This is a genomic window from Pseudomonas sp. TH34 (genome assembly GCF_016650865.1).
Lineage (GTDB): Bacteria > Pseudomonadota > Gammaproteobacteria > Pseudomonadales > Pseudomonadaceae > Aquipseudomonas > Aquipseudomonas yamanorum.
The window spans coordinates 87,132-110,618 of sequence record NZ_JAEKFB010000012.1 but is presented as its reverse complement, the minus strand read 5'-3'; the positions used below and the strand labels follow the sequence as shown (position 1 = coordinate 110,618).

Annotated in this window: 14 protein-coding genes and 1 riboswitch; of the genes, 5 read left to right on the top strand and 9 right to left on the bottom strand. The window is 60.9% G+C overall.

Annotated features, from left to right (window positions below):
• Positions 1-41: 41 nt before the first annotated feature.
• Positions 42-536: a DUF934 domain-containing protein gene (locus tag JFU58_RS08705; protein WP_063029443.1), complete on the bottom strand. Its 495-nt coding sequence runs from the start codon at positions 534-536 to the stop codon at positions 42-44.
• Positions 520-2,178 carry a nitrite/sulfite reductase gene (locus JFU58_RS08700; RefSeq protein WP_093209215.1) on the bottom strand — a complete coding sequence of 553 codons (1,659 nt, stop codon included), beginning with the start codon at positions 2,176-2,178 and terminating at the stop codon, positions 520-522. The genes JFU58_RS08705 and JFU58_RS08700 overlap by 17 nt, the downstream gene beginning before the upstream one ends.
• A gap of 450 nt (positions 2,179-2,628) precedes the next feature.
• Between JFU58_RS08700 and JFU58_RS08695 the strand changes: the two genes are divergently transcribed.
• Entirely contained in the window at positions 2,629-3,708 is a 1,080-nt protein-coding gene (locus JFU58_RS08695; protein WP_093209220.1) for an ABC transporter substrate-binding protein, read from the top strand.
• Between the two features lie 6 nt (positions 3,709-3,714).
• On the opposite strand, the gene JFU58_RS08690 is transcribed toward JFU58_RS08695, so the two are convergent.
• Positions 3,715-3,930, bottom strand: a complete 216-nt coding sequence (locus JFU58_RS08690; RefSeq protein WP_008432997.1) for a DUF2970 domain-containing protein — start codon at positions 3,928-3,930, stop codon at positions 3,715-3,717.
• A 141-nt stretch (positions 3,931-4,071) separates the two neighbouring features.
• On the opposite strand from JFU58_RS08690, the gene JFU58_RS08685 reads away from it, so the two are divergent.
• A complete protein-coding gene (locus JFU58_RS08685; RefSeq protein ID WP_242488236.1) occupies positions 4,072-10,704 on the top strand; it encodes an NEL-type E3 ubiquitin ligase domain-containing protein in 6,633 nt (2,210 codons plus the stop codon).
• 39 nt (positions 10,705-10,743) lie between these two features.
• Here the strand turns inward: JFU58_RS08685 and metH are convergent, their stop codons facing one another.
• Positions 10,744-14,454: a methionine synthase gene (gene metH, locus JFU58_RS08680; protein ID WP_201140281.1), complete on the bottom strand. Its 3,711-nt coding sequence runs from the start codon at positions 14,452-14,454 to the stop codon at positions 10,744-10,746.
• Between the two features lie 164 nt (positions 14,455-14,618).
• Here metH and JFU58_RS08675 point away from each other — a divergent pair, with 164 nt between their 5' ends.
• The 3 genes from JFU58_RS08675 (at position 14,619) to nfuA (ending at position 18,658) form a co-directional block, all read left to right on the top strand.
• Positions 14,619-16,910 carry a fatty acid cis/trans isomerase gene (locus tag JFU58_RS08675; RefSeq protein ID WP_201140279.1) on the top strand — a complete coding sequence of 764 codons (2,292 nt, stop codon included), beginning with the start codon at positions 14,619-14,621 and terminating at the stop codon, positions 16,908-16,910.
• A gap of 81 nt (positions 16,911-16,991) precedes the next feature.
• The gene (locus JFU58_RS08670; RefSeq protein WP_093209239.1) at positions 16,992-18,014 is read left to right on the top strand and encodes an acyltransferase family protein; all 1,023 of its coding nucleotides are present in this window, start codon (positions 16,992-16,994) and stop codon (positions 18,012-18,014) included.
• 59 nt (positions 18,015-18,073) lie between these two features.
• Positions 18,074-18,658 carry a Fe-S biogenesis protein NfuA gene (nfuA, locus tag JFU58_RS08665; RefSeq protein ID WP_003210817.1) on the top strand — a complete coding sequence of 195 codons (585 nt, stop codon included), beginning with the start codon at positions 18,074-18,076 and terminating at the stop codon, positions 18,656-18,658.
• 205 nt (positions 18,659-18,863) lie between these two features.
• On the opposite strand, the gene JFU58_RS08660 is transcribed toward nfuA, so the two are convergent.
• The 5 genes from JFU58_RS08660 to JFU58_RS08640 form a co-directional block, all read right to left on the bottom strand.
• The gene (locus JFU58_RS08660; RefSeq protein ID WP_201139778.1) at positions 18,864-20,171 is read right to left on the bottom strand and encodes an IS4 family transposase; all 1,308 of its coding nucleotides are present in this window, start codon (positions 20,169-20,171) and stop codon (positions 18,864-18,866) included.
• A gap of 879 nt (positions 20,172-21,050) precedes the next feature.
• On the bottom strand, positions 21,051-21,797 hold the full coding sequence (cobM, locus tag JFU58_RS08655; RefSeq protein WP_063029456.1) for a precorrin-4 C(11)-methyltransferase: 747 nt from the start codon (positions 21,795-21,797) through the stop codon (positions 21,051-21,053).
• An 83-nt stretch (positions 21,798-21,880) separates the two neighbouring features.
• Positions 21,881-22,273 (bottom strand): cobalamin biosynthesis protein, encoded by a 393-nt coding sequence (locus tag JFU58_RS08650; RefSeq protein ID WP_201140277.1) that lies wholly within the window; start codon positions 22,271-22,273, stop codon positions 21,881-21,883.
• Positions 22,270-22,968, bottom strand: a complete 699-nt coding sequence (locus JFU58_RS08645) for a CbtA family protein (RefSeq protein ID WP_201140275.1) — start codon at positions 22,966-22,968, stop codon at positions 22,270-22,272. The genes JFU58_RS08650 and JFU58_RS08645 overlap by 4 nt, the downstream gene beginning before the upstream one ends.
• Positions 22,969-22,979: 11 nt before the next feature.
• Positions 22,980-23,168 (bottom strand): CbtB domain-containing protein, encoded by a 189-nt coding sequence (locus JFU58_RS08640; protein ID WP_003217883.1) that lies wholly within the window; start codon positions 23,166-23,168, stop codon positions 22,980-22,982.
• 95 nt (positions 23,169-23,263) lie between these two features.
• A riboswitch (cobalamin riboswitch) is annotated at positions 23,264-23,479 on the bottom strand.
• Positions 23,480-23,487: the final 8 nt, after the last annotated feature.

Below are 23,487 nucleotides of genomic sequence, written 5' to 3'. Positions count from 1 at the left end.
GCCCCGACGGGTCTGGGCTTTTTATTTTATTGGCGCGAGGCTTAACGGCGGCGGAACAATGGCAACGGTTCATCCGTCGCGGCCTGGTACGTCACCGAGAAATCCTTGAGGCTTTCCAGCGCTTCATACGGGTCTTTGTCTGCGCGCAAGGCGAAGGCATCGAACCCGCAGCGGCGCAGGTAGAACAACTGGTCGCGCAGCACATCGCCAATCGCCCGCAGCTCGCCTTTGTAACCATAACGGTCACGCAGCAGGCGGGCGTTGGAGTAGTTGCGACCGTCGGTGAAGGCCGGGAAGTTCAGGGCAATGACCTGGAAGTGCTCCACGTCCTCACCGATCTCTTCGGCTTCTTCATCGGCGTCCAGCCACACACCCAGGCCGCCATCGCGGGCCTTGAGGGCGTGAGCGTGCTCGCGCCACAGGGCCAGCGGCACGATCAGGTCGTCGCAGTTGGAGATGCCATCGAAGCTCGCGTCCTTGGGCAGCAGGTGCCAGGTTTCGTCGACGACTTCGTTGTTCTTAATGATTCGCTGCATAGACGCGCTCCTTGAACAGGTCAATGCCGATGCGCTGGTAGGTGTCGATGAAACGCTCATCTTCGGTGCGCTGTTCAACGTATACGTCGATCAGCTTGCCGATCACGTCAGGCATGGCTTCCTGGGCGAAGGACGGGCCGAGGATCTTGCCCAGGCTCGCATCGCGGCTGGCGCTGCCACCCAGGGACACTTGGTAGAATTCTTCGCCTTTCTTGTCCACGCCCAGGATGCCGATGTGGCCGACGTGGTGGTGACCACAGGCGTTCATGCAACCGGAGATGTTCAGGTCCAGTTCGCCGATGTCGAACAGGTAATCCAGGTCGTCGAAACGGCGCTGGATCGATTCGGCAATCGGGATCGACTTGGCGTTGGCCAGGGAGCAGAAATCGCCGCCCGGGCAGCAGATGATGTCGGTCAGCAGGCCGATGTTCGGCGTGGCAAAACCCTGCTCGCGCAGCTCGCCCCACAGGGTGAACAGTTGAGACTGTTCAACGTCGGCGAGGATGATGTTCTGCTCGTGGGAGGTGCGCAGTTGGCCGAAGCTGTAGCGCTCGGCGAGGTCGGCGACACCGTCCAGTTGCTTGTCGGTGATATCGCCCGGTGCAACACCGGTAGGTTTCAGCGACAGGGTCACGGCCACATAGCCCGGCTTTTTGTGGGCCAGGGTGTTGCGGGTGCGCCAGCGGGCGAAACCCGGGTGCTGCTGGTCGAGCTCGGCCAACGCGGCGTCCTGATTGCTCAGGGTCTTGTAGTCCGGGTCGACGAAGTGTTTGGCAACGCGGTGTACTTCGGCTTCGGTCAGGGTGGTCTGGCCGCCGCGCAGGTGTTCCATCTCGGCGTCGACCTTCTGGGCAAACACCTCAGGGGTCAGCGCTTTTACCAGGATCTTGATCCGGGCCTTGTACTTGTTGTCACGACGGCCGTAGCGGTTGTAGACCCGCAGGATCGCGTCGAGGTAGCTCAACAGGTCCTGCCACGGCAGGAATTCGTTGATGAACGCGCCGACCACTGGCGTACGGCCGAGGCCACCGCCGACGAGCACACGGAAGCCCAACTCGCCAGCGGCGTTATGCACCGGCTCCAGGCCGATATCGTGCACTTCGATGGCGGCGCGGTCCGAGGTCGAGCCATTGATGGCGATCTTGAACTTGCGCGGCAGGTAGGCGAATTCCGGGTGGAAGGTGGTCCATTGACGGACGATCTCACACCATGGGCGTGGGTCGATCAGCTCGTCAGCGGCAACGCCGGCGAATTGGTCGGTGGTCACGTTGCGCAGGCAGTTACCACTGGTCTGAATGGCGTGCATCTGCACGGTGGCCAATTCAGCCAGGATGTCCGGCACGTCTTCCAGGGCCGGCCAGTTGAACTGCACGTTCTGGCGGGTACTGATGTGGGCATAGCCCTTGTCGAAGTCGCGGGCAATCTTGGCCATCATGCGCGTCTGACGGGAAGTCAGTTGGCCATAAGGCACGGCAACCCGCAGCATCGGCGCAAAGCGCTGAACATAAAGGCCATTTTGCAGGCGCAGAGGGCGGAACTCTTCTTCGCTCAGTTCACCTGCCAGATAGCGTCGGGTCTGATCACGGAACTGCTTGACGCGGTCCTCGATGATGCGCTGATCGTATTCGTCGTATACGTACATATAGGTCCTGTTCTCGGCAAATCTGCGCGCACGGCCGCGCACTCCCAACGGAGCCGGCGCACGATACCAGTTTGCGTTTATGCGCAAAAGTGATGTTTGAGTATATGCAAATAACCAAATCGCCTAATGAGAACGGTTATCGTGATACCCACATTTGTCATGCGGGCAATCATGATCTTTACTGTGCTCGTGTCTTTGTGCAATCACCTATAAAACCGACAAGAGGCGATGCTATGAGCAATCCGACCAAAGCCCGCAAAAGTGACAGCAGTGTCGATGCCTGGGCCATTCTGTTCTTGATTATTCTGGTGGTTTCCACTGCCGTGTTCTGGGTCAGCCATCAATAAAGGGTGTTACCCGAGCTGAGTTGTCCGACAATCGGCAATTAACCGAGATTGACCGGCCCCATGCCATTATCATGGGTCGTCATTCCGAAGGGCTCAGGCAACAATGTTGAAGGTTCTCTGCAAGTGTTTGCTGGTGCTGAGCATGCCGTTCTGGGCCATCGCCCAGGCGACGTCGGTGGTGTTTCTCAACCCTGGCAATTCGACCGAGACCTTCTGGGTCAGCTACGCGCAATTCATGCAGGCCGCCGCCAGGGACCTCGGCCTGGATTTGCGTGTGCGCTATTCCGAGCGCAACCCTGAGGCCACGCTGGTGCAGGCCCGTGAAGCCCTGCAAGGCAGCGAGCGTCCGGACTACCTGGTGCTGGTCAACGAGCAGTACATCGCCCCACAGATCTTGCGCCTGTCCCAAGGCAGCGGGGTCAAGCTGCTGATTGTCAACAACGCGCTGACCGCGGACCAGACTCAACTGCTGGACGCGGGCAAATACCCCAACTGGATCGGCAGCATGGTCGCCGACGACGAGCAGGCGGGCTACTTGATGCTCACCCAGTTGTTGCGCCTGCATGGGCCTGTCGCCCCCGACCAAACCCTCGACCTGATCGCGTTCTCCGGAGCCAAGACCACTCCCGCCGCCCAACTGCGCGAGCAAGGTTTGCAGCGCGCCCTGGCGGATCATCCAGAGGTGCGCCTGCGCCAGTTGGTGTATGGCGAGTGGAGCCGCCAGCGCGCTTTCGACCAGGCCACGCAGTTATTCAAACGCTACCCGCAGACCGCACTGGTGTGGTCGGCCAACGATGAAATGGCGCTGGGGGCAATGGATGCACTCACAGGCAGTGGCCGCACGCCGGGCACGGACGTGTTGTTCAGCGCGGTCAACAGTTCGCCAGAAGCGTTGCAGGCACGCCTTGAGGGACGCCTGAGTGTGCTGGTGGCCGGGCATTTCACCCTTGGCGGTTGGGCGATGGTGGTGCTGCATGACGATGCCCGGGGGCTGGGCATGGCGCAGTACGGTGGGCGCGAGCGTAAGCTCGGGCTCTTTCGATTGATTGATCCGCCACAAGCCACGCGCCTTTTAGAGATGCAGGGGCGCGAGGACTACGGCGTCGATTTTCGCGCGCTGTCAGCCCAGGGCAAGCCCGCCACCTATCGCTACCCGTTCAGCCTGCAACTGCTGATGCCTTGACCGGATTCAAACACCGGCCAGGTGCAGCACCAGCTTGACGATGCCAAACAGGGTCAAGGCAAACACAGCGGTAAACACAATACCCAGGATGACAAAGTGGCTGGGCTTGCCATGGGTAAAGTCGCGGGCGCGATTCTTCCCGCTCTGCACCCCGAAGGCGGCTGCCATCACGCTGTGAAGCATCTGCCAGAAAGTCGGCGGCTTGTTGTTGGAATCGTCCATAAAGGCCTCGCGGTAGGGATCAAACCCATGGATGAGGATAGCCAAGTTCCCGCAAAACATCGGCTGTAGCTATCTACCGCCCTGGCGGTTGGCCCGTTCGCTGTACTGGGACTCCTTAACAGAGTCATCAGGAACGAGCGCATGCCTACCTTACCCGCCCCGGCAGAACAGGGGCTACACACCGCATTGATCAAGAACAGCTTGCCCGGCTGGATTGCCCGCAGCGCGGCTGCGGACATCCGGCGCTTGAAGCCGGGCCTGCTGCCCGGGCGCGTCCCCGAGGATGCACCACCTGCCTGGCTCAGTAACGCGCCTGCGGGGCTGCGCCAGGCATTCGCCGACAGCCAACTGGCCAGTCGACGTGCCCATGAACGACTGGCCAAGACTCTCGACGGCCTCAAGGGCATCACCGAGTTCGCCCAGCCGCTGCTGGAAGAGGCATGGCGCAACCGGTTCGGTGAGGTACCGGACGTCCACCAACACCAGTTGCACTACCTGCGCTACCGCGAGGTGCCGCAACAGCATTCGCTGTTGCAGGCGGCATTGCTCAACTTTGAAGGCAATGAAGACTTTGCCGATATTGCCCTTGAGCAAACCAGCGCGCTGGCCCCCGAAGGGGCTTTGTTCACCGAGTACTACGGTGAAATATTGCCCGACCATTCACGCCGCGCCCGCTATCGCTACCGTGAAAAGCTCGCCATCACCCCGGACCAGTTTGCCGCACTCTGCCGCCAGCTGAACCTGGGCCAGCAATACCAGGCGCATTTGCAACAAGTGTTCGAGGACGCGGGCACCAAGGCCGTGGTGCGCGAGCAGATGATCGACGCGCAAAAGAAACTGCTGACCGTCAGGCTGCACACGGCGCGGATGAAGAACGAAATCAGCGACAGTGCCTATGCCATGCTCAACGCCTTGCTGGCCGGTACCGAACGGCCGCAGTTGGATGGCAAGCCTGTCGCCTGCAGCCAATTGGCGATTCTCGGCTGCAAGGTGGGTGAAGTCGTGCTGATCGGGCTGGGCGTCGGAGCGATCGCAGAGGCGCGGCAGCAGTTGGGCCTGGCCACCGCATTGTTGCCCGGCGCCTCGCTCGGGGACTTGCTGGTCCCTGCCGCGGCCGACCAGCGGCTGGTGGTCTGGATCCCCGGTGCGCCGTTGTACCCGCTCAAGGAATACCCGTCGATGAAGGCGTTCGAGGCGGACCTGGCAACGCAACTGCGCTCGCCAGCCTATCAACGGCTGTTCGCCAGCTTGGTGCCGCAAGGCGAGGCGCCTGCTTTCCTGCAGCGGCTGAAAACCAAGCTGTTTACCTATAAGTGGAATTCCAGAGGTTACAAGGAGCAGGTCTACGACACGCACATCGACCTGAACCGCCGCGAAACCTTGATCAGTGGCGAGCTGTTCGGAGCGCTCTATGACAACCACCTGCAACGTCTGAAAGATAACGCCAGAACGCTCGCCGTACCCACCGCCGAGGCGGATCGCAAGGCTGCCCAGGAACGCCACGAACATTGGCTGAGTATTGGTTTGAATGTGTTGAACGTGGCGGCCTTTGTCGTGCCTGGCCTGGGGGAGGTGATGCTGGCGGTCACGGCGGTGCAGCTGGGCCTGGAGGTCTACCATGGCATCGAGTCGTGGAAGGAAGGCGACATGGATGCCGCCTGGGGGCATTTGGAATCGGTGGCGCTGAACGTGGCATTCATGGCCGCCCTCGGCGGATCGACGGCCCTGGCCAGCCGCGCGCCGAAGATCCAGGTGTCCCGATGGGTGGATGGCCTGGTACCGGTCAAACTGCCCAGCGGTGAGGCCCGCCTCTGGAAGCCGGACCTGGCGCCGTACCGCAGCGAAGTCGTGCTGGACCCGGCCCTCAAGCCCAATGCCCAGGGCCAGTACGAGACAGGCGGCAAGATTTACGTGCGTATCGGTGAAAACCTGCATGAAAAAGGCTTCGACAGCCGAATCCGCAAGTGGCGGATCAAACACCCGGATAATCTCGAGGCTTATCAACCGATCCTTGAACACAACAACGCCGGTGCCTGGCGACATGTGCATGAGCAGCCTTTCAAATGGGACCGCCTGACCCTGTTGCGACGACTCGGAACTGCCACTGAAGAATTCTCTGATACGACCCTGGGTATTATCGGGGATATCAGTGGGGTCCAGGATCACGTGTTACGCAAGACGTATATCGAAGGCAGGCCGCTGCCCGCCTTGCTGGCCGATACCCTTGAGCAGTTCCGCAGCCAGCCAGTGGCGGATACGGCGCCGCTGGCTGGCGAAGAGGCGGTGCTGCAACGGCGCTTCCCCGGGTTGTCGAGGCGAGCCATCCGGGAAATCCTTGATACCGCCAGCGAACAGGAGCGCCTGCAACTGCGCAGTCAGCGCGGGACCTCGGCGCGCCTGGATAACGCCGCTCGCCGTGCGGTGCAACAAGGTCGCCTGAGCCGTGCCCTGAGGGGGTTGCATCGTCAGGCTGACGCTGGCGTCGACACTGACCGCCTGGCCCTGCACTGCCTGCAACACTTGCCGGGATGGCCGACTAACCTGCGCCTGGAAGTGCGGTTTCAAGCTGTCGAAGGTCCATTGCTGGACAGCATTGGTCCGCAAGATGCCCCGCTGCGCAGATACCTGGTCAAGCAGGGCGAAACCTTCCAGGCCTACGACGAGCGCGGTGTCGCGCTGAACAGCCGGACCACTGGACGGCGCAATTTCTTCCAATCGGTCGTGCATGCGATCCCCGCTGCGGCACGACCTGGCTTGGGGATGCCCTTGCCGACCCTGGACCGGGAACTGCAACAAGCGGTGGCCGGTTATGCCACCCGCCGCCGTAGCCAAATGTTCGATGTGCTCGGCCTGCGCGCACCGCGTTCGCGACCCGTGTTGACGGGGGCGGGGGGCGTCCTGGGTTACCCTTTGAGCGGTCGGGGCAAAGGCTTTGAAGTGGATGCATCGCTGACGGCGAGGGTGCAGGCGCTCTATCCCAACCTCAACGGCGGCCAGGCCAGCCAGTTCGTCCTGAGCCGATTGCAGGCCGGTGAAAGCGCCCAGCAGGTCTTCACCCTGTTGGGAAACCGCCAACGTGAGTTTGACCTGTTGCAGGAAGAACTTGATCAGTGGACCGCCGCTGCTGCCGGGCAGGCGGGCGGGGCCAGCCAGCAACAACGGGCAGCGGCCGACATCATCGGTTGCTGGCGCCAGGGCATTTACCGCGAGCTGCCTCCCCTGAGCACCCTGTCGCTGGGCAGCGTGACGGACCTTCCGCGGCTGAGCGCAGACTTTTCCCATGTGCACTCGCTGAGTGTGCGAGCCGAGGTGTTATCGGGTGAGCAGGGTGCAAGGCTGGCTGAGCAGTTTTCCCGCGTGCAACGCCTTGATGTGCTCCTTGAGGCAACGCCAGGCATTGAGTTGGTCGGCGGACTGAACCGCTTTACCGGGCTTACCCAGTTGACATTAAGCGGCCGGGATATGGCCTATCCCGCGGCGTTCATGCAGCGCCTGGGGGGAATGGAGCGTTTGCAGAACCTGACAGTCGAGGGCGTTTCGCAAAGCCTGGACGTCAGCGCCCTCACGCACTTGCGCGTGCTGCGCATGGAGGGCTCGGTGCAGGAGTGGCCACAGGGGGTGACGTCACTTGAGCACCTTGAGAGGCTCGACCTGTGGCGAACAAACATTCGCTCGGTGCCCACCTCGATGCTCGCCGGGCATGACCGCCTGTGGCGCGGTTTGAACCTCAGGTGGGCCGCGTTTGAGCGCCGGGAATTTATGGCGGTGTACGAACATGTGCGGGGTAATCCGGCGCACCTGCTCAATGAACAAACCCTGGCGGAGGGGTACTGTGAGGGTGTGATGGACCGGCTGAAAAATGTGCGCTGGGGATTTGGCGTAGACGTCGTGTTGCAGTTACGGCAGCAGGGCATGAGCGTTGAGCAGATGCTGGCCCGCACCCATCAGTTGCTGGACGAACAGCTTTCCTTGAGCCAGGACCTGGAGGCTTGGGCAGCCCGGGAACTGCGGGTTGACCGGCGACAGGTGGACGCTTTTTACCGCCAGCGCGCCGCCGAGCGGCTCCTGGATTGTTGGCGCGAAGGCCTGGGGCCGCGTTTTGCGCTGTCGGGCCGATCGGCCCGTTCCAATCTTTCGACTACCACGCTGAACCTGTCAGGTGGCGTGCTCGGCGACTTGCCGAGATTACCGGCGCCGGCGTTCGCCCATGTGAAGCAGGTAAACCTGAGTGGCACCCAGATTTCCATTGAGACGCTGAACGACTTTCTCGGTGCATTCCGCGCCATTGAAGAGTTGAACCTCAGTAGCGGCAACCTGGCGCAGTTGCCTTCGGCGCTGGATGACTTCACCGCCCTGCGTCAGTTGGATCTTTCCCACAACCAACTGAACGTCACCCCGGCCATCCAGCAACGCTTGAGCCGCCTGACCACCCTTGAAACGCTGGACTTGCAATACAATCGCGTGATGAGCCTGGATGTGCGTGGCCTCAACGCCTTGCGCCGCTTGAACCTCAGCCACACCGGTATCACGGACTGGCCCCTGGGCGTGCTGGACTTGCCCGTGCTGGAAAGCCTTGACCTGAGCTACAGCGCAATCACCCGCGTGCCGCCCCAGGCACTCACCGGCCACGACGCACTGATGCTCAAGAGCAACCTGCGGGGTTGCCGACTTACCCCAAGAACTTGCGCCGACATCCAGGTCTTTGCGCAACGCACGTTCCGTGAAAACCCATTGGGGGTTGACGTTGAGTTACTGCCGCTGGTGGGGCCGAATATCTACCTGCACAAGCCATTGGGCATTCCTCAAACGCAGTTGAGCATCGGCAGGACCGGCGGCGATCCGGAATATTTCCCGGTCCGGGTGACGGACGACCCCGGCCAGTTGCTGTTGCCGCTGCAGGTCGAGAACGTCGGCGCGCAAGCGCGCCTCACCCCGGCAGCACGCCTGCAACAGTTGGACCCTTCACTTGGCAGTGCCGAGGCGGTGGAGCGCATCGTGGAATGGCAAGCCGCCGGGCTCGGCGCCACCGCCATCGACACGCGCCTGGTGCAGCTACACAGCGAACATCAGCGCTTGAGCAGGGCGTTGAACAGTTGGATCGACATCGAGGGTTATCGCGAAAGTGGTGGCTGGGTCAGTGCCATCAACCGTCGGCGCGCGGCCGACAGGATTCTTCAGAGCTGGCGCCACAACTTGCGTGCCCGGCCCGAGTTGCCGCCGGTGGACGGGCGCGAGGTACTGGACCTGTCCGGGCTGTATGTGGGCGACCTGCCGGCGTTGCCTGCGTCAATGAGCCACGTCAGCGTGCTCGACCTCACTGAGGTGAAGCTGACGGAGCAGGGTTCCAATGGGTTCCTGGGCAGTTTTCCTCACCTGCGTTGGCTTATGCTCAATAAAAACGGCCTGGCGCACCTGCCGGAGGTGATCAACCGATACACGGCGCTGACTCACCTCGAAGCCACCTACAATGATTTACGCGACGCCGTGGAGCTACAGACACTGCTTGGTCCGTTAACTGCGCTGGAATGGCTCGACCTTGGCGAGAACACCCTGGCCAACCTGGACGTCAGCGGCCTGCACGGGCTGACAAACCTGGACCTGCACAATAACGTCCTGGAGGAGTGGCCGACGGGGGTATTGGAACTGCCCCGACTGCGCACACTCGATCTCAGCAATAACCAGATCGAGACCATCCCGGACGATGCCCTGTTGCCTCGGCACAACCTCCTGATGAGCAACACCAACCTGACGGACAACGGGCTGGAAGAGCGCGCGTTCGAGCGGTTGAGCGAGTTCCTGGATGAAACGGGTTTTGGCCTGGGTTATACCCGGGAGCAAATTAATGACCAACTCGATGTCTTCCTTCGCAATGCCAGTCGCGAGGAAGCGGAGCTGAGCGGTGAGCTGCATCCGGAGCTGCTGACGCCCGAGGCACAGAAAGCCCAATGGTTTTCTGGCGTGGCGGCCGATTCCAGCAAACACGCGGTCTGGGAGTCGCTCAAGAGCGCTGACGACAGTGAGGATTTCTTCTACATCATTTCCCAGCTGAAAAACGCCCAGGACTTCATCACCGACCGCCCTGAGTTGACGCGCCGGGTATGGGAGGTGCTGGAGGCTGCCGAGCAACGTCCGGCGTTGCGCGAGCAACTGTTCGGCAAGGCTCGCGGCATGCGGATCAATGCGACCTGCGGTGACGGCTGGATCCTGCTGTTCAGCGACCTTGAAGTCAGTGCCTATGAGTTCAAGGCCCTGGAAACCGTGGAGCCCGGGAAAGAAGGCGCGGCGCTGTTCAAGCTGGCCAGAAGCATGATCCGCCTGGAACAGACTGAAGCCACCGCCAGCCGCGTGATCAGCCTCAAGCCCAGTGTTGACCCGGCGGAAATTCGCCTGGCCTATCGCATCGGCCTGGCCCAACGCCTGGAGTTGCCGCGCCAGCCGTCCGGCATGCTGTACCGCAACCTTTCCCAAGTGAAACAGGCCGATATCGACCAGGCCTACGCCAGCATCATCGCGAGGGAGGTGACCGAGGCGTTCACCGACGATCTGATCGCGCGCCAGTACTGGGTCGATTACTTGCAGAAGCAATACGCGACCGACTTTACGACGCTGGCACAAGCCCAGGCCCTCAAGGCTGAAGCCCTTGAGGATCGTTATCCGGAGTTTGGTGCGCAGTACGAGGCAGAAGCCGTGGTATTGGCCAGGCAAAGGACTGATCAACGCCAGGCCCTGCTGATTCGCCTGTCCGTACAGGAGAGAGCGACGCTGGGGCTATAAGACGCAGCGTGGCAGGCCCGGAAGCGGGCCTGCCGCGTATCAGTTGTCGTAACCCAGGTTCGGCGCCAGCCAGCGTTCGGTCACGCTCAGGTCCTGGTCCTTGCGGGCGGTGTAGCTGGCGACTTGGTCCTTGTCGATCTTGCCCACCGCGAAGTACTGCGCCTGCGGGTGAGCGAAGTACCAGCCGCTGACGGCCGCTGCCGGGAACATCGCGTAGTGCTCGGTCAGGAACACGCCGCTGCGACCCGCGTGCATCTCGCGGGCTTCAGGGTCCAGCAGTTGGAACAACTGGGCTTTCTCGGTGTGATCCGGGCACGCCGGGTAACCCGGGGCTGGGCGGATGCCGCTGTACAGCTCCTTGATCAGCGCGTCGTTATCCAGCACTTCGTCCTTGGCGTAGCCCCAGTGCTCTTTACGCACCTGCTGGTGCAGCCACTCGGCGCAAGCCTCGGCCAGGCGGTCGGCCAGGGCCTTGACCATGATCGAGTTGTAGTCGTCGCCGGCGTCCTGGTAAGCCTTCGCCACTTCTTCAGCGCCGATGCCGGCGGTGGTAATGAAGCCACCGATATAGTCGGTCACGCCGCTGTCTTTAGGCGCGACGAAGTCGGCCAGGGAGAAGTTCGGCTTGCCGTCGGTCTTGATGATCTGCTGGCGCAGGTGGTGCAGCTTGGCAATCGGCTGGCCATCGTCGCCGTAGACTTCCAGGTCATCGTCCTGCACCTGGTTGGTCGGCCAGAAACCGAACACGGCGCGGGCGCTGATGAGTTTTTCGTCGATCAGCTTCTTGAGCATTTCCTGTGCGTCGGCGTACAACGCCGTCGCCGCTTCACCCACCACTTCGTCAGTGAGGATGCGCGGGAATTTGCCGGCCAGGTCCCAGGAAATAAAGAACGGTGTCCAGTCGATGTACTCGGCCAGGACGTTGAGGTCGATATTGTCCAGCACCCGGGCACCGGTAAACGTCGGCTTGACTGGCGTGTAGCTGCTCCAGTCGAACTGTGGCTTCTTGGCGATGGCGGCCGGGTAGCTCAGGCGCTCGGTGCGGGCGCTGCGGTTGGAGGTGCGCTCGCGCACGTCGATGTATTCCAGGCGGGTTTTCTCGACGAACGCCGGCTTCAATTCCTTGGACAGCAACTGCGTCGCCACGCCCACGGCGCGGGAGGCGTCGGTGACGTAGATCACCGCGTCATTGCTGTATTTGGGCTCGATCTTCACCGCCGTGTGGGCCTTGGAAGTGGTGGCGCCACCGATCATCAGCGGCAGGTGGAAATCCTGGCGCTGCATCTCGCGGGCGACGTGCACCATCTCGTCCAGGGACGGGGTGATCAGCCCGGACAGGCCGATGATGTCGCACTTCTGTTCCTTGGCCACTTGCAGGATTTTCTCGGCCGGGACCATCACGCCCAGGTCGACGATGTCATAGCCGTTGCAACCCAGCACCACGCCGACAATGTTCTTGCCGATGTCGTGCACGTCGCCCTTCACCGTGGCCATCAGGATCTTGCCCTTGGCTTCCGGCTTGTCGCCTTTTTCCAGCTCGATGAACGGAATCAAGTGGGCCACGGCTTGCTTCATCACCCGGGCGGATTTCACCACCTGAGGCAGGAACATTTTGCCGGCGCCGAACAGGTCGCCGACGATGTTCATGCCGGACATCAGCGGGCCTTCGATTACCTCGATCGGGCGCGCGAACGACTGCCGGGATTCCTCGGTGTCTTCGACGATGTGGGTGGTGATGCCCTTGACCAGCGCGTGTTCCAGGCGCTTGTTCACCGGCCAGCCGCGCCACTCTTCAGTCTCGGCTTCCTTGACGCTGCCGTCGCCTTTGTACTTGTCGGCAATGGCGAGGAGGGCATCGGTGCCTTCCGGGGTGCGGTTGAGCACCACGTCTTCCACCGCGTCACGCAGCTCGGCCGGGATCTGGTCGTAGATCTCCAGCTGGCCGGCGTTGACGATACCCATCGTCAGGCCGTTGCGGATCGCGTACAGCAGGAACACCGAGTGGATCGCTTCACGCACCGGGTTGTTGCCACGGAACGAGAACGACACGTTGGACACGCCGCCGGAGGTCAGCGCATACGGCAGCTCGTCGCGGATGTAGGCACAGGCATTGATGAAGTCGACGGCGTAGTTGTTGTGCTCTTCGATACCGGTGGCGACCGCGAAGATGTTCGGGTCGAAGATGATGTCTTCCGGCGGGAAGCCGACTTCATTCACCAGGATGTCGTAGGAGCGTTTGCAGATTTCTTTCTTGCGCGCTTCGGTGTCGGCCTGACCGGCTTCGTCGAACGCCATTACCACCACCGCCGCCCCGTAGCGCTTGCACAGCTTGGCGTGATGAATGAACTGTTCCACGCCTTCCTTCATGCTGATGGAGTTGACGATGCCCTTGCCCTGGATGCATTTCAGGCCGGCTTCGATCACTTCCCACTTGGAGGAGTCGATCATGATCGGTACGCGGGAGATGTCCGGCTCGCCGGCAATCAGATTGAGGAAGGTCACCATGGCCTTCTTCGAATCCAGCATGCCTTCGTCCATGTTGATGTCGATCACCTGGGCTCCGGCTTCCACCTGCTGCAGGGCGACTTCCAGGGCTTCGGTGTAGTTGTCTTCACGGATCAAACGGGCGAAGCGGGCGGAACCGGTGATGTTGGTCCGCTCGCCGACGTTGACGAACAACGAGCTGCGATCAATGGTGAACGGTTCCAGGCCCGACAGGCGGCAGGCCTTCGGAATGTCCGGGATCGGGCGCGGTGCGTAACCGGCCACGGCCTTGGCGATGGCTTCAATGTGGCCCGGCGTGGTGCCGCAGCAACCACCGACGATGTTCAGGAAGCCGCTCTGGGCGAATTCTTCGATGACCTTCGCGGTTTCCGACGGCAGTTCGTCATACTCGCCGAATTCGTTGGGCAGGCCGGCGTTCGGGTGCGCGGAAACGTGGGTGTTGGCCTTGTTCGACAGCTCTTCCAGGTACGGACGCAACTCGCTCGCACCCAGTGCGCAGTTCAGGCCCACGGACAGCGGCTTGGCGTGGCTGACCGAGTTCCAGAACGCTTCGGTGGTCTGGCCCGACAGGGTACGGCCGGAGGCGTCGGTGATGGTGCCGGAGATCATGATCGGCAGTTCGACGTTCAGTTCCTCGAACACGCCCTGTACGGCGAAGATCGCAGCCTTGGCGTTGAGGGTGTCGAAAATGGTTTCGATCAGGATCAGGTCGGCGCCGCCCTCGATCAGGCCCTTGGTGGCTTCGGTGTAGTTTTCCACCAGCTCATCGAAGGTCACGTTGCGGTAGCCGGGGTTGTTCACATCGGGCGACAGCGAGCAGGTACGGCTGGTCGGACCGAGCACGCCGGCGACGAAACGCGGCTTGGCCGGGTTTTCCAGGGTCTTGGCGTCGGCGATCTTGCGCGCCAGGCGCGCGCCTTCTACGTTTAATTCGTAGGCCAGGTCTTCCATGCCGTAGTCGGCCATGGAAATGCGCGTGGCGTTGAAGGTGTTGGTTTCCAGGATGTCGGCGCCGGCATCCAGGTAGGCTTTTTCGATGCCGCCGATCACGTCCGGACGGGTGATCACCAGCAGGTCGTTATTGCCCTTGACGTCGCTCGACCAGTCGGCGAAGCGTTTGCCACGGTAGTCTTGCTCTTCCAGCTTATAGCTCTGGATCATCGTGCCCATGCCGCCGTCGAGGATCAGGATGCGTTCCTTGAGGGCTTGGTGGAGGGCTTGCAGACGAGCGCTACGATCGGGCATGGGACTACTCTGGTCAGGTATTACGGAGGGCGAAGATCATAACAAACCTGTGCGCTTTTAGAGCATGTGCCGGGTTTGCATGAATATCGCTCATGTTGTCGGGGGTGTTACATCGGTAGAATCGCCAGGTTTTTCACCGTACGCATTGAATCGGGACCGGGAACATGTCACTTCGCCTCATCGTCAGCGCCGTTTTTGCGCTGGTCGCTATTACCGCACAGGCAGAAGGTCCCGCCCCGGCGATCTCTTATACCCGTGATATTCAGCCGATCTTCACCGAGAAGTGCGTGGCCTGCCACGCCTGCTATGACTCGGCCTGCCAGCTCAACCTGGGCAGTGCCGAAGGCGCCGCACGTGGCGCGACCAAAGTGCCGGTATATGACGGCGAACGCAGCCAGGCCAGCCAACCGACGCGTTTGTTTTATGACGCCTCCGGCAAGGCCGCCTGGCAGCGGAAGGGTTTCTACTCGGTACTCGATGCCCAGGGCAGCCAGGCCGCACTGATGGCGCGCATGCTGGAACTGGGACATACCGCGCCGCTTGCGCCCAACGCCAAGCTGCCCGACGACATCGTGCTGGGCCTGAACCGCGAAAACACCTGCCCGATGCCGGGGGAGTTCAACGCCTACGCAGGTAACCACCCGAAGGAAGGCATGCCCCTGGCCGTCACCGGCCTGACCGACCAGCAGTACCAGACCCTGCAACGCTGGCTGGCCTCCGGCGCACCTATCGACGAACAAGGCCTGGCCCCCAGTGCCAAGGAAGCTTTGCAGGTGCAGCAGTGGGAAAACCTGTTCAACCAGCCCGGCGCCCGGGAAAGCCTGGTGGCGCGCTGGTTGTTCGAGCACCTGTTCCTCGCCCACATCTACTTTGAAGGCGGCGAGCCGGGGCATTTCTTCCAGTGGGTACGCTCGCGCACCCCGAGCGGGCAGCCGATCGACCTGATCAACACCCGTCGCCCCAACGACGACCCAGGTACCCAGGTGTATTACCGCCTTTGGCCGGTGCAGGGGGTGATCGTGCACAAGACCCACATCACCTATCCGTTCAGCGCCGAGAAAATGGCCCGGATCAAGTCGCTGTTCTACACCGATGACTGGCAGGTGAACGCGTTGCCGGGCTACGGGCCGGGCCGGCGGGCCAACCCGTTCGAGACCTTCGAGGCGATTCCGGCCAAGGCGCGCTACCAGTTCATGCTGGATAACGCCGAATACTTCGTGCGCACCTTCATTCGCGGGCCGGTATGCCGGGGCCAGATCGCCACGGATGTGATCCGCGACAACTTCTGGACCCTGTTCCAGGACCCTGACCACGACCTGTACATCACCGATGCCCGCTACCGCGGCCAGGCCACGCCGTTGCTGGCGATGCCGGGGCAGATTGATGATGTGGGCAGCGTGCTCAGCCTGTGGCTTAAATACCGCGACAAGCGCAACGAATACGAAGCGCTGCGCCGAGACAGCTATGCCGACCTGCCGCCGCCGAGCTGGGCTTCCCTGTGGGCGGGCAACGATAACGCCTTGCTGAGCATCTTCCGCCACTTTGACAGCGCCTCGGTGACCAAGGGGTTGATTGGCGAAGTACCGCAAACGATGTGGTTGTTCGACTATCCGCTGCTGGAGCGCACCTATTACCAGCTGGCGGTGAATTTCGATGTGTTCGGCAACGTTTCCCATCAGGCCCAGACGCGCTTGTATTTCGACCTGATCCGCAACGGCGCCGAACAGAACTTCCTGCGCTTGATGCCGGCGGACTCGCGGGATGACTTCCTCGACGATTGGTACCAGAACAGCGGCAAGGTCAAGCTGTGGATGGACTATGAAGCCATCGACGATGACAAGCCCACGGGCCTCAAGCTCGATGAAAAGGACCCCAAGCGCGAGTTCGCCAACCAGTTGCTGGCCCGTTACGGCGACCTGAACGCCAGCCCGGACCCGATCAACCGTTGCATCAGCGCCTATTGCTCGCGTCCCGGCATCGACCCGGCGCTGCAGGACGCCGAACAGGCCCTGAGCCGCCTGACCAACCGCCCGGCGGCGGGGCTCAAGGTGATCGACCTGTTGCCGGAAGCGACCATGCTGCGCATCGAAACCCGCAGCGGCAAACGTGAGATGTACAGCCTGTTGCGCAACCGCGCCCATAGCAACGTCGCCTTTATGCTCGGTGAGGCCTATCGGTATCAGCCGGGCCTGGACACCGTGACCATTTATCCCGGGGTGCTGAGCAGCTATCCGAACTTCATGTTCAACATTCCGGCGGAGCAGGTGCCGGCGTTTGTGGCTGCCATGGAGAACGCCAAGGACGCCAATCGCTTCGAGAAGATTGTCGACCGTTGGGGCATCCGCCGCAGCCATCCGCAGTTCTGGCAGTACTTCCACGACCTGTCGCAGTACCTCCACGAAACCACGCCGCTGGAAGAGGGCGTGCTGGACATGAATCGCTACGAGAATCTTTGATCGACCTTTGACCGTCGACGGCTGTCCCAAGCCAGAGACACCTGAATAACCGGTGTCGAGGGTTGGGAGAGCGGGTCGACTATGTTGATTTCAGTACAGGCACTGCGCGCCCTGGCGGCCTGGACCGTGGTGGGTCATCACTTCATGCAGATTTTCTTTGGCTTCCAGGCCGATTCGGCGCTGGGGCATCTGTTTGTCGACAAGGGCGCGGCGGGCGTGGATGTGTTCTTCGTGATTAGTGGTCTGGTGATCTTCCTTTCCACCGAGAACAAACAGCTGCCGCCCTGGCGATTCCTGGTGTATCGCTTATTGCGGATCGTGCCGGCGTACTGGTTCTACACGCTATTGATGGCGCTGCTGGTGGTGTTTGCGCGGCCGGTGTTGCCGGACCAGAGTGTCGATGCGGCCCATGTGTTGATGTCCTTGCTGTTCATACCCTCCGAAAATCCCGGCGGTTATGGGGTGTATCCGACGTTGAATGTCGGTTGGACCCTGAACTACGAAATGCTCTTCTACGTGCTGTTTGCCTGGGCGTTGCTGTTCCGCCGGCAGTGGCGGGTGCTGGTGGTGGGCGCGTTGTTGTTCGCGGTATGCCAGGCGTGGACGTCGTTTGGCTGGATCAGCGATTTCTATCGTTCGGACATCGTGTACGAGTTCTTGCTGGGAATTGGCATCGGTATGCTGTACCGCAAGGGCTGGATTCGCCCCGGCCTGTGGCTGCCCCTGGCGGGTATTGCCGGTGCGCTGCTGGCGATTTATCACTGGCCGGCATCACCTCGCGCCCTGACCTGGGGCTTGCCGAGTGCGGTGCTGGTGGTGGCCTGTATCTCGATGGAACGCTATTTCGAGCGCAGCCGCCTGCTCAAGGTGATGGGGGATTGTTCTTATTCGGTCTATCTGATGCACGTGCTGGTGTTGTCCGCCGGCGGTTTTGTCGCCCAGCGTTATGGGGTCAATGCCTACGTGATGCTCGGCGTGTGCGTGGTGTTGATCGCCCTTGGGTCGTTGGCCAGCTATCACTGGTTGGAAAAGGGCAGTTATCGTCGGCTCAAAGGCTGGTTCGATGGCGACGAACGGTTGGTTCTTTTCCGACAAAAATACTAGGACTTTGTACCTCGGTAATAATTTGGCGTAAACTGCCGGCAAGCCTGCGAGGAGTTTCCATGACCGCTATTACCATTACCGACGCCGCCCACGATTACCTGGCTGATCTGCTGTCGAAGCAGAACACCCCGGGCATCGGGATCCGCGTCTTTATCACCCAGCCCGGCACCCAGTACGCAGAGACGTGCATTGCCTACTGCAAGCCGGGAGAAGAAAAACCTGAAGATACGGCGTTGGGGCTGAAAAGCTTCACGGCGTATATCGATGCGTTCAGTGAAGCGTTCCTTGACGATGCGGTGGTTGATTACGCCACTGATCGTATGGGTGGCCAGCTGACCATCAAGGCGCCGAACGCCAAGGTGCCGAACGTTAATGCGGATAGCCCGATTAACGAGCGCATCAACTATTACCTGCAGACCGAGATCAATCCCGGGCTGGCCAGCCACGGTGGTCAGGTGAGCCTGATTGATGTGGTGGATGATGGTATTGCTGTGTTGAAGTTTGGTGGCGGTTGCCAGGGCTGTGGCCAGGCGGACGTGACCTTGCGTGAGGGGATTGAGCGTACGCTGCTTGAGCGGGTTCCGGAGCTCAAGGGTGTGCGGGATGTGACTGACCATACGCAGAAAGAAAACGCCTACTACTAAGGGTGTTTGTTGCGGATGTGGGAAAACGGCGCCCCGTGAGCGCCGTTTTTTTTGGTTTGGATTCAGTGGGTTGTGTGGGGATTGTGAGGTTTTGGGTTAGGTATGTTGTGTACATATCCGTTATTTAGGTAACGGCGGCTTATGGTTCCGCTCTTACAGCCATCCCTTTCAAGGTCTGCGTTTAAAAGTCCGTTTAAGGCCATGTTTAAGTACGTTTATCCGACTTGGCCGCCTTAAGCACCCTAGCTGTTGAGACATGCGCCCGTGCTGCCTTACCTTCCAGCCACTCCTTGGGCTTGGCTACTTTGGGGCCACGAGGGCTTTTTGCTACGGACTTAGGTTTGATCATCCTTGCCAGGGCCAGCAATCGCTCTGCCAGCCCTTGCGGAGTCTTTTCAAGAGGGAAATTTTCCGCAGGCAATGCGATCTGCAAGCCTTGATAATCACTGCGAACATGCACCGCCAAATGGAAAATCGAAACCTGCCAACCCTCTGGCTGCGTTTCGCGGTGCGCCTGCTCAACGCTACGCTTGAGAACCGACAAAACGTTGTAAGCCAGGACCGCCGAGGCAAAGCCCAATAGCGCGGCTTTCGGGCTGCCAAGGCCTGTAATTTCACTGTCCAGTACCGACTCAAGGCGCTGAAACATTCCTTCGATACTCCAGCGATGACGGTATAAATCGGCTATCTGCCGGGCACCGATGGTGTCGGGCAAATTGCTCCAGAACCACATCACCAAATCACCTGAGTCATTCGCCGTTTGCAGGCTCAACTCAACACGTCGCCAGCGGCGGCCACCCTTCATTTCGATGATTTGTTCGCGAACGGTTCCGCTATCGACCGTCCCTGAGTCTTGCCACTCACTTTCCTGGACCAGGCGTGGATGCTTGCTGGGTTGGCGAACGATGAACGAAGCCCCCGTATCCTCGCAGGCTTGCAGGATGGGCAGCGTGCAATAGAGCCGGTCAGCCATCCACAACTGGCCCGCGCATGCGCGGGCCAGCAGCGGTAAAACACTGACTCGCTCACTGGCGTAGGCATCTTCCCACGGCTGAAGATCAACGACTAAATCCAGATCCGGATCGTAGGCAACTACTGAAAATCCTGGGCGCGCTGCGCCGCGCTCATTGCGCAGAGCGCCTAGACGTTTTTCAGTGGCCGGCAAGTGGTTGCCATCCACAATACGCAACTGCCAGCCGGGCAGGATCGATGAATGGCCGAGCGTTTCGACGGTTGGTATCAAACGCTCGGCACTGCCCGAAATGAGGGCGCGAAGCAGCTCGGGTTCGGTTCGCTTGATCTTGTCATAGAGTGCCGAAACACTGACCGAAAGGCCCTCCATCTTGCGCGCCGCCGCGTGCAACGACGGCCTCAAGCCCAATGAAACAAGGGACATCAGCTCAACAACGGTTGAAAACAAAAGCTCACGTGAGTACTGCCGTTGGCGGTGATCATCGAACACCTTGTCAACCCAAGCGGCATCTACTGCCTGCTCTAATATCAACTTGGTCATGACGCTGGCCGGAGCCTGTTTTTCAAACCGTTCTAAAACCTTTTCCCACATAGTTTCGCCGTCCTGACTGGATTGGTTAGGGGATTTTAAACCAAGACCTTGAAAGGGATGGCTCTTACAGCGGGTCACTTTTGGCAAACGCCCCAAAAGTAACCAAAAGGTCTTTGCCCCACCACTCGGTGCCTCGCTTAGGCTCGGCATGCCCGCACTCCGGCCCGGTTCCGCGGGTCGCCGCGACGGGCCATCCTTGGCCCGGCGCGGCTAAACCGGCGTCCTGCCGGTTTACCCGCTCCACCGTGCCTACTTGCGGCCATCGTGGTTAACGGGGCCCGCAGATCAAAATCAAAAGCAGATCAAAAGCACGCAGCCTCGCTGGCGCTCGACAGCTGCTACGGGCGGGGTAGCGCTGCTTTTTGTGGGAGCTGGCTTGCCTGCGATGCAGACAACTCGGTCTTCCAGATACACCGAGGCGATGCCATCGCAGGCAAGCCAGCTCCCACATTTGACCGTGCCCGCTTTTGATTGGGCTGTTGCTGTTGCTTCACCACACTCAAGCCGGCCGGTAGGCCGCTGTGCTCTTGATCTGCTTTTGATCTTGATCTTAGGCGCCCCGTTAAACCACGCTGGCCGAACGCAGGCTTTGGAGCGTGGGTAACCCGGCAGGACGCCGGGTTAGCCGCGCTGGGCCAAGGATGGCCCATCGCCGCGGCCCACGGTCCAAAGCCGGAGTGAGGGCACACCGAGCATTAGCGAGGTGCCGAGTGGTGGGGCAAGAGCGTTTTGCTTACTTTTGCGCTGTTCAAAAGTGAGCCGCTGTAAGAGCGGAACCATAAGCGGCCGTTACCTAAATAACGGATATGTACACCACCACCACCACCCTCAGGGCCGATACAAATGCGCATGCCCCGCGCGATACAACGACGACTCACCAAAACCGTCACTGGCCAAAACCCGACCCACGACAATCAACGCCGTACGCCGAAACCCCTTGGCCGCCACCTTCCCGGCAATATCCGCCAGCGTACCAATGGCCCAATCCTGATCCGGCCAGGTCGCCCGATGCACCACGGCAATCGGACAATCCTCCCCATAGTGAGGCACCAACTCAGCCACGATCTTCTCCAGATGATTCACCCCCAGGTGAATCGCCATGGTCGTCCCATGCTGCGCCAAACTACTGAACGCCTCACCCTCAGGCATCGCCGTCTTATCCGCATACCGCGTCAAAATCACACTCTGCGCAATGTCCGGCAACGTCAGCTCAGCCTCCAGCAACGCCGCACACGCCGCCACCGCCGTAACCCCTGGAATGATCTGAAACCCAATCCCCAGCTCCCGCAACAGCCGAATCTGCTCCCCAATCGCCCCGTACAAACTCGGATCCCCGGAATGCACCCGCGCCACATCCTGGCCTTTCTCATGGGCCGTCTTGATCAGCCCAATGATCTGCTCCAGATGCAGCTCCGCACTGTTAACCACCAACTCCGCCTGATGCCCCTCAAGCACCGCCGCCGGCACCAGCGAACCGGCATAGATAATCACCGGGCAACTGCGAATCAGCCGCTGCCCCTTGACGGTGATCAGTTCCGGGTCACCTGGACCGGCGCCGATGAAAAAGACAGTCATGGATTCATTCCTGTGAAAAAAAGCACGCGAGCAGCCCTCCAGATGAAGATTGCTCATGATCAAAGCTGACGATTATCGGGAATTCAGACGGCGCAAGCCAATGCAAAGGTGGCCTGGGCGGTTTTTTTGCGGGTGACCAGCAGGGTAGCAGGGCCTTGGGACAGGTGTTCTGCGAGGGCCAGGGCGGCACTTTCCGCGATGCCGTAGCAGCCGGTATGAGCAAAAACCGTCTCAGACTTATGGCTCAATCGATCTTCATAAGACGCCAATTGCGCCGCACTGAAAAACACCAACGGCAACTCCAGAACCTGAGCCAGCGCCAGCAACCCCGGCTCATCCTGTTTGCGATCAAGACTGGCCAACGCAGTGATGCACTGACGCTCAATGCCACCCTCAGCGAGGGCGGCGTTGAACAGTTCAAGCAGGATGTCGACAGAACAACCCCGCTGGCACCCCAGGCCAACCGCCAGGATCATGCCGAATACTGACCATCACGGTTACGGCGAAACAGCCAGGCACTGATCAAGCCCAGCGCCAGCCAGAAGGCAATGTTGGTCAACTGCGAGGCAACCTTGAACTGAGCTTCCAGGGCTTCCGGCGCGAGCATCGAGTGGACTTCCGGCTGTGGTGCGCCAATCACATGGGGCACCGTCAGGATCGCCACGCCCAGGACTTTCAGCAACCACTTGCGACCGAACACGATCAGCGCGATACCGGCAGCGGTGGAGCCGGCAGTGCCGATCCACCAGATCTGCCGTTGTGCCAAGTCTGCGGCAGCCGTGCCCGGCAATTCAGGCGGCAAACCCAGGGTTGGCGCCAACACAAAGGTGGCGTAACCGGCCAGACCCCACAGCAGGCCTTGAGCCGTACGGGTCGGTGCACGCAGGGTGTACAGGCCGGCAAGCATCAGGGCAAAGCCCACGGCAACCACCAGGTTACCGCCTGTGGTCGACAGCACGCGCTGCCAGCCATCTTCCGGCTCCCAGGCTTCGGCGTCGTGGCTGTGGGCTGCAGCGCCGGCATGCTCATGCACTTCGGTGGCCACGGGGGCTTTTTCGAAGGTTTCCGCCTGCAGAATCAGTGGGGCAACCCAGAAGCTTTGCAGCAAGGTCAGCAGCAAGGCGGCCAGAAGACCGGTGAAACCTGCGGTTTGGGCAATACGCTTGATCATGTCGGCAGGTCTCAGTGGCACGGGAACGCGGCGCTGTGGCGGGTATCGTGGGCGGCGTTGTGCACCGCTTCGATGTGCGAGAAACCGGCGAAATACACCAGGCACGCGCCGAGGATCGACGCGCCGATAGCGGCGGTCAGGCGTTGGCTCAGGGTGGCGGTGGTGCTGGCGGTAGAGGCGGTGCTGCTGATGATCGACATGGCGCGTCCCTTCAGGGTTCAGGGTGCACGAGCGCATGAAAACCCCGCGAGCCAGGCACGCAGGGTTCTGAACAGCGCCCGCCCACCGCGGGTTTGTTATCTGATTTTTTCGGGCCGGTCTCCGGGCTTACGAGGGGCCTGGGCCTTGAAAGCATCACCTTCCCATGCCCTGGAGGCACAGTGGATTTGACGCTTCACTCGCTTACCGTTGCGGGGGCAGCACCGGACTCGTCACGCCCTTGAGTAAAGGAACATGACTCACCGGTTTCCCGTTTCACCCTGTGAAGGGCACCCGAAACAAGATGTGTAGGAGAGCATG